General features: G+C 69.6%; 2 protein-coding genes. Both read right to left on the reverse strand.

Annotated features, from left to right (window positions below):
- On the reverse strand, positions 1-433 hold a 433-nt coding region (locus tag D7X96_RS36605; protein ID WP_147468490.1), incomplete at its 3' end, for a hypothetical protein.
- Positions 430-13,991, reverse strand: a 13,562-nt coding sequence (locus D7X96_RS36610) for a non-ribosomal peptide synthase/polyketide synthase (RefSeq protein WP_147468491.1), incomplete at its 5' end; no start/stop codon positions are given. The genes D7X96_RS36610 and D7X96_RS36605, both read right to left, overlap by 4 nt.

Here is a 13,991-nt window from a genome sequence, read left to right on the forward strand (position 1 = left end):
GTGGGAGGGCCTTCGCCTCGGGGGCGTCCCGCCACAGGCGCTTCGCGGTCAGGGCCATGAACACGCCCATGGACCCGTTGAGGTACAGCCAGGCGACGTGCAGGTGCTGCTTCGCGGTCCAGAACCACACCATCAGGGCCAGGTTGAGGACGTAGACGAGCGCCACCACGCCCAGCGCGGAGAGGATGCCCGCGCGCCGCTTGAAGATGAGCAGCGCGATGGTGAGCGGGTTGAGCACCGTGAAGAGCTCGTTCACGACGACGAACGGCATGGGCAGCGGATCCGCCGGATCATTCGCGAAGAGGCCGTACTTCGCCACGATGAGGATGTGGACCAGCGAGCCCACGGAGAAGCACACGAACCAGATGGTCAGGATGATGCGGCTGGGCCACGGAGAGCCGCCGCTGGATGTCTCGGATGTTTCAACGGTCATGACTTGTCCTCCAGGGCCTGGCGCAACAGCGTGGCCACGTGCCGCACGTACGGCTCCTGCATGAGTTGATGGTGTCCCCCAGGGACGTCCCTCACGTCCAGTCCCCCCCGGACGAAGGGCTCCCAGCCGCGGTGGCGGGGCACCTCGGAGGTGGGGTTCGCTTCGGCGGCCAGCAGCAGCGCCGGTCCGTCGTAGGGGCTGGGGACGTAGCGGTCCATGGCGCGCAGGTTGGCCTGGTAGACGCGGAACAGGGCGCGCAATTGCTCGCGGCCCGTCGCCTCCTCCAGGAGGCCGGCCTGGACACCCACGGCGAGGAGCGTCCCCAGCATGGCTTCGTCGTCCATGCGCTCCAGGGCCTCGTCGGACACGGGCAGGGTCAGGGCGAAGGCCTGGGCCACGGTCTGGGCGAAGGCGACGCGCGTGCTGGCGTCGGGGTCCTTCGTGGGGGCGTCACCGGAGGGGGCTCCGATGCCGGGGACGTAGGCGTCCACCAGCGCCAGCAGCCCCACGGCCTGGCCCTGCGCGCGCAGCTGACGGGCCATCTCGAAGGCGATGACGCCGCCGAGCGACCAGCCCGCGAGGAGGTACGGCCCTTCCGGCTGCTCCGCGCGGATGGCGGCCGCGTACAGGGTGGCCATCTCCTCCACGGTCTCCACCACGGCATGGCCGGCCTGGAGGCCGCGTGCCTGGATGCCGAAGACGGGCTGGTGGGGGCCGAGGAGCCGCGCCAGCTCCGGGTACGCGAGCACGTTGCCGCCACCCGGATGGACGAGGAACAGGGGCCGGCGGCCCGCGTCGCCCTTCTCCAGCGGGACGAGCGGCGACCACGTCTCCGTCTCCGCGCGCAGCAGCTTCGCCAGTTCCTCCACGGTGGGGTGCTGGAAGAGCGCGGCCAGGGGGACATCGCGGCCCAGCTGTTCGCGCAGCGCGGCCATCAGGCGGACCGCGAGGAGCGAGTGGCCTCCCAGCGCGAAGAAGCTGGTGCGCACGCCGATGGGCTTCACGCCCAGGACCTCTTCCCACACCTTCACGAGCTGGGACTCCAGCGCGTCACGGGGCGCGACGAAGTCCTCGGCCTGGGCCGTGGAGGCGTCCAGGTCCGGCAGGGCCTTGCGATCCACCTTGCCGTTGGCCGTGAGCGGCAGCGCGCCCAGCACGCCCATGGCGGACGGCACCATGTACTCCGGCAGGTGCTTGCGCAGCTGCGCTTCCACTGCCTTCGGGTCGATGTTCTGGCCTGGCTTCGCCACGAGGTACGCGACGAGGCGCTTGTCTCCGCCGACATCGCGCACCACCACCGTGGCCTCCGCGATGCCCTCCTGCTTCAGCAGCGCGGCCTCGACTTCGCCCAGTTCGATGCGGAAGCCTCGCACCTTCACCTGGAAGTCGGTGCGGCCCAGGAACTCCAGCGTCCCGTCTTCCTTCCAGCGTGCCTTGTCGCCCGTGCGATAGAGCCGCGCGCCGGGCTCCGTGCTGAAGGCGTTGGGCACGAAGCGCTCGGCCGTGAGGTCCGCCCGGTTGAGGTAGCCCCATGCGAGGCCTTCACCGCCCACGTACAGCTCCCCGGGCACGCCCACGCCGGCCACGTCGCCGTGCGTATCCAGCACGTACGCCGTTGAGTTCCCGATCGGCTTGCCAATAGGCACCGAGGAGGTGAGCGACGTGTCTCGGGTGAGCGTGTGCGTCGCGGAGAACGTCGTGTTCTCCGTCGGGCCGTAGCCGTTCACCAGCACCGCGCCTTCTGGCAGGCGCTTCAGGTGTTCGCGCACTCGCTGCGCGGGCAGTACGTCTCCGCCCGCCAGCACCTGCGCCACGCCCGACAGGGCCTCCACCTGATGCAGGGCCATCTGCTCGTACAGCGCCGCCGTCAGCCAGAGCGCGCTGATGCGCTCCTGCTTCAGCAGCGTGCCCAGCTCTTCCAGCGTCAGCGCGTGCGGCGGTGCCAGCACCAGCTTCGCCCCGTGCAGCAGCGCGCCCCAGAGTTCCAGGGTGGAAGCATCGAAGGCCACGGGCGCCAGTTGCAGCCAGACCTCCTGCGGTCCGAAGCGCAGGAAGCCGTTGCCCAGCACCAGCCGGGTGATGCCCCGGTGCGGCACGCTCACGCCCTTCGGACGGCCCGTGCTTCCTGACGTGAACATCACGTACGCCAGGTCTTCCGCGCTGATGTCCACTTGCGGCGCCGCTTGCGGCTGACGGGCGACATCGCTCCAGGCCGTGTCCAGCGACAGCGGTTGGCCCGCGCTCTTCGGCAGCCTCTCCACCAGCGACTGCTGCGTCAGCGTCACTTCGACGCCCGCGTCCTCCAGCATCAGCGCGATGCGCTCCGCCGGATAGTTGCGGTCCACCGGCACGTACGCGCCGCCTGCCTTCAGCGTGGCCAGCAGGCCGACGACCATCTCGAACGAGCGCTCCACGTACACGCCCACCCGCGTGCCGCGCTTCACGCCCAGGCTCCGCAGGTGGTGCGCCAGCTGGTTCGCCTTCGCGTCCAGTTCGCCGTACGTCAGGGTCCCCTCCCCTGCCCCGAGCTTGAGCGCCACCGCGTCCGGCGTCTTGCGTGCCTGGGCCTCGAAGTGCGCGTGCACCGGCACCTCGCGGGGGTACCGCGTGGCCGTCTGGTTCCGAGCCTCCACGACGTGCCGGCGTTCGGCCGCGTCCAGCAGGGGGAGCCGTGTCACCAGGGCTTCGGGCTGTTCCAGCGCGCCCTCCAGCAGCACGCGCAGGTGCTCCACCATCCGGCGCACGGTCGCGGCCTCGAACAGGTCGGTGCTGTACTCCAGCGTTCCGCTCAGGCCCTCCGCGGTCTCCATGAAGAAGACGCTCAGGTCGAACTTCGACGTTCCGCCCGCGAACTCCACGGGCTTGAGCGTCATGCCGGGCAGCCGGGCTTCACCGGCGGGCACGTTCTGGAGCGCCAGCAGCGTCTGGAACAGCGGCGTGTGGCTGCGGCTGCGCTCGGGCTGGAGCGCCTCCACCAGCTTCTCGAAGGGCACCTCTTGGTGCTCCTGCGCCTCCAGGACCGTCTCGCGCACCTGGCGGAGCAGGCTCCGGAAGCTGGGGTCTCCCGACAGGTCCGTGCGCAGCACCAGCGTGTTGACGAAGAAGCCAATGAGTCCTTCCACCTCCGCGCGCGTGCGGCCCGCGATGGGCGAACCCACGCTGATGTCCGTCTGCCCCGAGTAGCGCGACAGCAGCACCTGCCAGCCCGCCATCAGCACCATGTACAGCGAAGCCCCTTCACGCTGCGCGAGGCTCTTGAGTCCCTGGGCCAGCGATTGCGGCCAGAGGAAGCCATGGTTCGCTCCCGCGTTTCCGCGCACGGCGGGACGGGGACGGTCCGTCGGCAACTCCAGCACCGGAGGCGCACCGGCGAGCTTCTGCTTCCAGTAGTCCACCTCCCGCTGGAGCGTCGCGCCCTGCAACCAGCCGCGCTGCCACGCCGCATAGTCCGCGTACTGCACCGGCAGCTCCGGCAGCGGCGAGGGCTGCCCCTGCACGAACGCCGCGTAGAGCGCACCCACTTCGCGGATCAACACGCCGAGCGACCACCCGTCCGACACGATGTGATGCATCGTGACGACGAGCACGTGCTCGCGCGCGTCGAGCTTCAGCAGGAGGGAGCGGATCAATGGGCCGCGTGCCAGGTCGAAGGGCCGCAGGACTTCCTGCTCCACGCGCCTCTGGACCTCGGCGGTGCGCGACGTCAGGTCGTCCACCACCACCGTGAAGGCGCTGTCGGACGCGGTCTTTTGAACCGGTTCGGGGTTTCCTGCGATGAACATCGTGCGCAGGGCCTCGTGACGACGAACGACTTCACGCAGCGCCCGTTCCAGGACCGCCTCGTCCAGGTCTCCTTCCAGGCGGACCGCCACGGGCACGTTGTAGAGCGCCGTGCCCGGCTCCAGCTGATCGATGAACCAGAGGCGCTGCTGCGCGAACGAAAGCGGCAGCGGTGCGTCGCGTGACACGGGCACGAGGGCCGGCGCGTTCGCGCGTCCGGCCTTCTCCAGCTTGCGGGAGAGGGTTTCCACCGTGGGTGCTTCGAACAGCGCGCGCAGCGGCAACTCCGCGCCCGTCTCCGCGCGTACTCGAGACACCACCTGCGTCGCCAGCAGTGAGTGCCCACCCAGCGCGAAGAAGTCGTCCTTCACGCCTACCTGGGGGACTCGCAGGACCTCCGCCCAGATGGCCGCCAGCTTCGCTTCGGTCTCCGTGCGCGGCGCTTCGTAGGTGCTTCCAGCCTTCTGGGCCTCCGGCTCCGGCAGGGCCTTGCGATCCACCTTGCCGTTGGAGTTGAGCGGCAGGGCCTCCAGCACCACCAGCGCCCCGGGCACCATGTACTCGGGCAGCCGCTGGCGCAGGCTGGCCTTCAGGGACTCTGCTTCCAGCGTCGCTCCGGCCTTCGGTGCCACGTATGCGACGAGGCGCCTGTCGGCACCCTCCCCCTTCGCGACGACGACTGCGTCCTTCACCGCCTCTTGCTGGCGCAAGGCTGCTTCGACTTCGCCCAGCTCGATGCGGAAGCCGCGCACCTTCACCTGGAAGTCGATACGTCCCAGGTACTCCAGCACTCCGTCCGCGCGGTACCGCACCCGGTCTCCCGTGCGGTACATGCGGCTGCCTTCCGGTCCGTAGACCTCTGGCAGGAACTTCTCCGCCGTGAGCTCTGGCCTCAGCAGGTAGCCGCGCGCCTGGCCCTCTCCCGCGAGGAACAGCTCTCCGGCCACGCCCACCGGCACCGGCTGGAGGTACTTGTCCAGCACGTACGCCCGCGTGTTGGTGAGCGGCCGGCCGATGTTCGGCACCTCATTCCGGCCCACCAGCGACCACGTTGAATACGTCGTGTCTTCCGACGGACCGTAGAGGTTGTAGAGCTTCTTCACCGTCGGCACCGCGTAGACTGCCTTGGCCAGCGTCTCCGGCAGGGCTTCACCCGCGAGGTTGATGACCCGCACTGACGGCGGCACGGCGTTCAGCCGCACCAGTTGCGCCATCGCCGAAGGCACCGTGTTGATGAGGGTGATGTCCGCTTCGGGCTTCTCTTCCGCCAGATGCAGGGCGTTGCGCACCACCACCACGCTGCCGCCCCTCACCAACGGTGCGAAGAGTTCGAAGATGGAGAGGTCGAAGTTCAGGCTCGTCGCCGCCAGTACGGCCTTTGTCTCTTCCTCGGTGAACGTCTCCGTTGCCCAGGCGAGGAAGGCCGCTGCATTCCGGTGCGTGACCGCCACGCCCTTTGGGCGCCCCGTGCTTCCTGACGTGTAGATGAGGTACGCCACGTTCTCCGGGCGCACTTCCGACGTCAGCGGACAGCAGGACTCCTCCGCCCACTCCTCCTCACGGTCCAGGCACACGGCCTGCGCAGTGAAGGCGGGCAGTGACTCCAAGAGGTGCGAGTGCGCCACGAGTGCCGGGCCTTGCGCGTCCTCCAGCAGCCAGCCCAGTCGCTCCTTCGGGTAGCTCGGATCCAACGGGACGTAGGCGCCACCGGCCTTGAGGATACCCAGCGTTCCCACCACCACGTCGGCGGTGCGCTCCACGCACAGGCCCACTCGCGACTCCGGGCCCACGCCCAGCTTGCGCAACCGGTCCGCCAGTTGGTTCGCCCTCGCCTCCACCTCCCGGTACGTCAGCCGCTGCTTGCCGCCCACCACGGCGATGGCATCCGGGGTGCGCTTCGCCTGTGCCTCGAAGAGGCGAGGAATCGTCGCGTCCCGGTCGTAGTCCGCCTGCTGCTGGTTCCACGTCACCAGCACCTGCTGGCGCTCCTCGGGGGTGAGGAGGGGCAGCCGGCCCACCGTCTCCTCAGGTTTCGCCACCACGCCTTCGAGCAGCACGCGCAGGTGCTCCACCATCCGGCGCACGGTCGCGGCCTCGAACAGGTCGGTGCTGTACTCCAGCGTTCCGCTCAGGCCCTCCGCGGTCTCCACGAAGAAGACGCTCAGGTCGAACTTCGACGTTCCGCCCGCGAACTCCACGGGCTTGAGCGTCATGCCGGGCAGCCGGGCTTCACCGACGGGCACGTTCTGGAGCGCCAGCAGCGTCTGGAACAGCGGCGAGTGGCTGAGGCTGCGCTCGGGCTGGAGCGCCTCCACCAGCTTCTCGAAGGGCACCTCTTGGTGCTCCTGCGCCTCCAGGACCGTCTCGCGCACCTGGCGGAGCAGGCTCCGGAAGCTGGGGTCTCCCGACAGGTCCGTGCGCAGCACCAGCGTGTTGACGAAGAAGCCAATGAGTCCTTCCACCTCCGCGCGCGTGCGGCCCGCGATGGGTGAACCCACGCTGATGTCCTGCTGGCCGCTGTAGCGCGACAGCAGCACCTGCCAGCCCGCCATCAGCACCATGTACAGCGAAGCCCCTTCACGCTGCGCGAGGCTCTTGAGTCCCTGGGCCAGCGATTGCGGCCAGAGGAAGCCATGGTTCGCTCCCGCGTTTCCGCGCACGGCGGGACGGGGACGGTCCGTCGGCAACTCCAGCACCGGAGGCGCACCGGCGAGCTTCTGCTTCCAGTAGTCCACCTCCCGCTGGAGCGTCGCGCCCTGCAACCAGCCGCGCTGCCACGCCGCATAGTCCGCGTACTGCACCGGCAGCTCCGGCAGCGGCGAGGGCTGCCCCTGCACGAACGCCGCGTAGAGCGCACCCACTTCGCGGATCAACACGCCGAGCGACCACCCGTCCGACACGATGTGATGCATCGTGACGACGAGTACGTGCTCGCGCGCGTCGAGCTTCAGCAGGAGGGAGCGGATCAATGGGCCGCGTGCCAGGTCGAAGGGCCGCAGGACTTCCTGCTCCACGCGCCTCTGGACCTCGGCGGTGCGCGACGTCAGGTCGTCCACCACCACCGTGAAGGCGCTGTCGGACGCGGTCTTTTGAACCGGTTCGGGGTTTCCTGCGATGAACATCGTGCGCAGGGCCTCGTGACGACGAACGACTTCACGCAGGGCCCGCTCCAGGGCCCCGACGTCCAGGTCGCCCTCCAGGCGCACCGCCACGGGCACGTTGTAGAGCGCCGTCCCTGGTTCCAGCTGGTCGATGAACCACAGCCGCTGCTGTGCGAACGACAGCGGCAGGGGTGCATCCCTCGGCACGGGCACGAGGGCCGGTGCCTTCGCACGTCCGGCCTTCTCCAGCCGGCGAGCGAGCGCCTCCACCGTGGGCACTTCGAACAATGCACGCAGCGGCAGCTCCGCGCCTGTCTCCATGCGCACCCGGGACACCACCTGTGTCGCGAGCAGCGAGTGACCGCCCAGCGTGAAGAAGTCGTCCTTCACGCCGACTCGCGGCACCCGCAACACTTCCGCCCAGATGGCCGCCAGCTTCGCTTCCACTTCCGTCCGCGGCGCTTCGTACGTGTTCCCCGCCGTCGGCGCTTCCGGCTCCGGCAGCGCCTTGCGGTCCACCTTGCCGTTGGAGTTGAGCGGCAGTGCCTCCAGCACCACCACCACTCCGGGCACCATGTACTCCGGCAGCCGCTGGCGGAGGCTGACCTTCAGCGCCTCTGCCTCCAGCGTCTGGCCTGCCTTCGGGGCCACGTAGGCCACGAGCCGCTTCTCCGCGCCCTCCCCCTTCGCCACCACCACCGCTTCCTTCACCGACTCCTGCCGGCGCAGCGCCGACTCCACTTCGCCCAACTCGATGCGGAAGCCGCGCACCTTCACCTGGAAGTCCACGCGGCCCAGGTACTCCAGCACTCCGTCCGCCCGGTACCGCACCCGGTCCCCGGTGCGGTACATCCGGCTGCCCTCGGGGCCGTAGACTTCCGGCAGGAACTTCTCCGCCGTCAACTCCGGCTTCAGCAGGTAGCCGCGCGCCTGGCCCTCTCCCGCCAGGAAGAGTTCCCCCGCAACGCCGACCGGTACCGGCTGGAGGTACCTGTCCAACACATACGCGCGCGTGTTGCTGAGCGGCCGGCCGATGTTCGGCACCTCCTCGCGCCCCACCAGCGACCACGTCGAGTATGTCGTGTCCTCCGACGGCCCGTACAGGTTGTACAGCTTGAGCACCGTGGGGATGCCGTACACCTGCTTCGCCAGCGTCTCCGGCAGTGCTTCCCCCGCGAGATTGATGACTCGCACCGAAGACGGCACGGCATTCAGCCGCACCAGCTGCGCCATCGCTGACGGCACCGTGTTGATGAGCGTGACGTCCGCGTCCGGCTTCTCCTCCGCCAGGTGCAGGGCGTTGCGCACCACCACCACGCTGCCGCCCCTCACCAGCGGCGCGAAGAGCTCGAAGACGGAGAGGTCGAAGTTCAGGCTCGTCGCCGCGAGCACCGCCTTCGTCTCCTCCTCTGTGAACGTCTCCGTCGCCCACGCGAGGAAGGCCACCGCGTTCCGGTGCGTCACCGCCACGCCCTTCGGACGGCCCGTGCTGCCCGACGTGTAGATGAAGTACGCCACGTTCTCCGGGTGCACTCCCGATGTCACCGGGCAGCAGGATTCATCCGCCCAGTCCTCTTCACGGTCCAGGCACACCGCCTGCGCCGTGAAGGATGGCAGCGACTCCAGCAGGTGCGAGTGCGCCACCAGCGCCGGGCCCTGCGCGTCCTCCAGCAACCAACCCAGGCGCTCCTTCGGGTAGCTCGGATCCAACGGGACGTAGGCGCCACCGGCCTTGAGGATGCCCAGCGTGCCCACCACCACGTCCGCCGTGCGCTCCACGCACAGGCCCACTCGCGACTCAGGGCCCACTCCCAGCTTGCGCAGCCGGTGCGCCAGCTGGTTCGCCTTCGCCTCCACCTCCCGGTACGTCAGCCGCTCTTTGCCGCTCACCACCGCCACGGCATCCGGCGTCCGCTTCGCCTGCGCTTCAAAGAGCCGCGGAAGGGTCGCGTCGCGGGCGTAGTCCGCCTGAAGCTGGTTCCAGGTCACCAGCACCTGCTGGCGCTCCGCAGGGGTCAGCATGGGCAGACGGCCCACCGCTGTCTCCGGCTTCACCACCACGCCTTCCAGCATCACGCGCAGGTGCTCCACCATCCGGCGTACCGTCGTGGCCTCGAACAGGTCGGTGCTGTACTCCACCGCTCCGCTCAGGCCCTGCGGCGTCTCCGTGAAGAAGATGCTCACGTCGAACTTCGACGTGCGACCCTCGAAGGCCATGGGCTTGAGCACCAGCCCGGGGAGCTTGGACTCCTCCATCGGCACGTTCTGGAGCGACATCAACGTCTGGAACAGCGGCGTGTGACTGAGGCTGCGTTCTGGCTGCAACGCCTCCACCAGCTTTTCGAACGGCACCTCCTGGTGCTCGTACGCTCCCAGCACCGTCTCCTTCACCTGCGTGAGCAGCGCGCGGAAGGACTGGTCGCCATCCACCCGGGCACGCAGCACCAGCGTGTTGACGAAGAAGCCGATAAGGCCTTCCAGCTCCGTGCGCGTACGGCCCGCGATGGGTGAACCCACGCTGATGTCCTGCTGGCCGCTGTAGCGAGACAGCAACGCCTGCCAGCCGGCCAGCAGCACCATGAACAGCGACGCGCCCTCTTTCTGGGCCAGGGCGCTCAGCCCCTGGGACAGCTCCAGCGGCAGCGTGAAGCCGTGGGTCGTGCCGGCGTTGGTGCGCACCGCGGGACGCGGACGGTCCGCAGGCAGCTCCAGCACAGGCGACGCCCCTCCGAGCGACTGCTTCCAGTAATCCACCTCGCGCCGCAGGGTTTCATCCCGCAGCCAGTCTCGCTGCCACGCCGCATAGTCCGCGTACTGCACCGGCAGCGGCGGCAGCGTCCACGCCTGGCCCCGCGCCAATGCGCTGTACAGCGTGCCCAGTTCGCGGAGCAGGACCCCTACGGACCAGCCATCGGACACCGCGTGGTGCATCGTGACCACGAGCACGTGGTCGCGCGCGTCCAGGCGCAGCAACAGCGCCCGCAGCAGCGGTCCTCGCATCAGGTCGAAGGGCTTCGCCATCTCCTCCAGCACCCGGTGCCGTGCCGCTTCCTCCGCCGCGGCCCCGGAGGCCGACAGGTCCACGGTGTTCAGCGGCACGTCCACGGACGCGTGGATGCGCTGGACGGGCTGCCCCGCCTCCTCTTCGAACGTCGTGCGCAGGGCTTCGTGCCGCTGCACCACATCTCGCAGCGACTGCTCCAGCGCCGCGGCGTCCAGGTCGCCCTCCAACCGCACCAGGGTGGGCACGTTGTAGAGCGAGCTGCCCGGCTCCAACTGGTCGATGAACCACAACCGCTGCTGCGCGAAGGACAGCGGCAGCGACGCCGGGCGCCCCCCGGCGCTCAGCGTCGGCACGCCCGAGCGGCCCAACTGGGACAGCCGCAGCCCCAGCGCCTCCACCGTGGGCGCCTCGAAGAGCAGGCGCAACGGCATCTCTACGCCCAGCGACACGCGGATGCGCGACACCACCTGCGTCGCCAGCAGCGAGTGTCCGCCTAGCGCGAAGAAGTTGTCCTTCACCCCCACACGCTCCAGGCGCAGCACGTCCGCCCAGATGGCCGCGAGCTTCGCCTCCGTCACGGTGCGCGGGGCCTCGCAGGCGTCGCCCACGCGGGCGGCCTCCGGCTCCGGCAGCGCCCTGCGGTCCACCTTGCCGTTCGCATTGAGCGGCATGGCGTCCAGCAGCACCAGCGCGGCGGGGATCATGTACTCGGGGAGGCCCTGGCGCAGGCCCCTGCGCAGCGTGTCCACGTCCAGCGTGTGGCCGTCCTTCGCCACGACGTAGCCTACGAGCCGCTTGTCGGCGCCCTCGCCCCACACCCGCACCACGGCTTCGCTCACGCCCGGCTGCCGCGCGAGCGCGGTTTCGACTTCGCCCAGCTCGATGCGGAAGCCGCGCACCTTCACCTGGAAGTCCAGGCGGCCCACGAAGTCCAGCTGGCCGTCCGCGCGCCAGCGCACCACGTCGCCCGTGCGGTAGAGACGGGCGCCCGGCGTGGAGGAGAACGCGTCCGGGATGAAGCGCTCGGCGGTGAGGCCCGGGCGTCCCGCGTACCCGCGCGCCACGCCCACGCCACCAATGTGCAACTCACCGCGCACGCCCCGAGGCACCGGCTGTCCGTATGGGTCGAGCACGTAGACGCGCACGTTCGCCAGCGGCTTGCCGATGGACGGCACGTCTCCATCCGCCACCACCTCTTCCAGGGTGGCGATGACGGTGGCTTCCGTCGGGCCGTACGTGTTGAGCAGGCGCCGTCCCGGAGCCCACCGCGCGACGACGTCCGCGGGCAGGGCGTCACCGCCTGAGATGACGGTGCGCACGTGGGGCAGCCCGTCCGAGGACGTGGCCGCCAGCGCTGCGGGAGTAAGGCTGACGACGCTCAATTCCTGCTCACGCAGCAGCAAGGGCAGCGGCTCGCCCGGCATCAACTTCTCCAGCGGTGCGAGCACCAGCGTGGCGCCGTTGCAGAGCGTGGTGAAGATCTCCTCCACCGACAGGTCGAAGCTGAGGCTGGCGAACTGAAGCACGCGGCTGCCAGGGCCAATGCCGTACGCCACCGCTTCGTGGGTGACCAGGTTGGCCACACCGCGGTGCTCCACCGCCGTGCCCTTGGGCGTGCCCGTGCTGCCCGAGGTGTAGAGCAGGTACGCCATGTTCGCGGGCGTCACGCCCGTCACGGGCGCGTCCGTCGGCTCGTTCGCCAGCGACTCCCGTTCGGTGTCCAGGCAGAGCGCGCGGGCATGCAGCGCCTCCGGGAAGCGGTCCACCAGCGGCTGCTGGGTGACGAGCACCCGCGCGTCACTGTCCTCCAGCATGAAGGCCAGGCGCTCCCGGGGCAGGAGCGGATCCACGGGCACCCAGGCGCCGCCGGCCTTCAGGATGCCGAGGAGGCCAATGACGATGTCGAGGGAGCGCTCGACGCCAAGGGCGACGCGCACCTCCGGGCCCACGCCACGCCGGCGCAGGGCCTGGGCGAGCTGATTGGCGCGCGCATCCAGTTGCGCATACGTCAGTTGCGTCCCCTCGAAGACCGCGGCCACTGCCTCTGGCGCGCGGTGGACCTGCGCCTCGAAGAGCGAGTGCATGCAGGCCTCGGGGAACGGCGCCCGCGTGGCGTTCCAGTCCACCAGCATTTCGCGGCGCTCGGCGGCGGTCAGCAGGGGCAGGCGGGACACGCGCGTGTCGGGGCGGTTCACCGCGCCTTCGAGGAGCGTGATCCAATGCGTGACCATCCCCTGGATGGTGCCCGCGTCGAACAGCTCCGTGCTGTAGTCCAGGATACCCGCGAGCCCGCGAGGCCCTTCCATGAGCGTGACGCTCAGGTCGAACTTCGCGACGGGGCTCTCCGCGTCCACCGGCTTGAGGGCCAGGTCTGGCAGCCGCAGCTCGCCCATGGGCACGTTCTGCAGGGCCAGCATCGTCTGGAAGAGCGGCGTGTGGCTGAGACTGCGCTCGGGCTGGAGGACCTCCACCAGCTTCTCGAACGGCACCTCCTGGTGCTCGTACGCGTCCAGCACCGTCTCGCGCACCTGGGCGAGCAGCTCCCGGAAGGACAGGCGGCCGTCCACGTTCGCGCGCAACACGAGCGTGTTGACGAAGAAGCCGATGAGCCCTTCCAGTTCCGAGCGTGTACGGCCCGCGATGGGCGAACCCACGCTGATGTCCGTCTGCCCGGAGTAGCGCGCCATCAGCACCTGCCACCCGGCGAGCAGCACCATGTACAGCGAAGCGCCCTCGCGCTGGGCCAGGACCTTGAGTCCCTCGGACAGCGCCGGGGACAGGGTGAAGGCGTGCGTCGCCCCCGTGATGCTCCGCTCGGGAGGACGCGGGCGATCCGTGGGCAGCTCCAGCACCGGCGGCGCACCGGAGAGCTTCTGCTTCCAGTAACCGACCTGCCGCGCCAGCGCGTCCCCCTGGAGCCAACCGCGCTGCCACGCGGCGTAGCGCGCGTACTGCATGGGCAGCTCCGGCAGGGGCGACGGACGGCCCGAGGAGAAGGCCGCGTACAGCGCTCCCATTTCACGCACGAGCACGCCCAGCGACCAGCCGTCCGACACGATGTGGTGCATCGTGACGACGAGGATGTGCTCGCGCTCCGAGAGCGCGAACAAGCGGGTGCGGATCAACGGCCCGCGTCCCAGGTCGAAGGGACGCATCATCTCCTGCTCAACCTGCCGGTGAGCTTCGGTCGCGCGGTGGGCGGCGTCGAAGGTCCGCAGGTCCACCTGCTCCAACTCCAGCGACAGGGAGGGATGGATGACCTGGATGGCCTGGCCATCGTGCTCCATGAATGTCGTGCGCAGGGACTCATGCCGGCGCACGACCTCTTGCAGGGAGCGCTCCAGGGCGCCCACGTCCAGCGCGCCCTCCAGCCGCACGGACACGGGCACGTTGTAGAGCGCCGTGCCCGGCTCCAGCTGCTCGATGAACCACAACCGCTGCTGCGCGAACGACAGCGGCGGTGCGACAGCCGTGGGGACGTATCCCTGGATTGAAGTCTCGGCACGGCCGGACTTCTCCACCCGCTGGGACAGGGCCTCGAGGGTGGGCGCTTCGAACAGGGCGCGCAGCGGCAACTCCGCGCCCAGCTCCGTGCGGATCCGCGAGGCCACCTGCGTGGCCAGCAGTGAGTGGCCGCCCAGCGCGAAGAAGTCGTCCTGCCGGCCTACCTGGG

Origin of the sequence: Corallococcus interemptor (genome assembly GCF_003668875.1) — a bacterium.
GTDB lineage: Bacteria > Myxococcota > Myxococcia > Myxococcales > Myxococcaceae > Corallococcus > Corallococcus interemptor.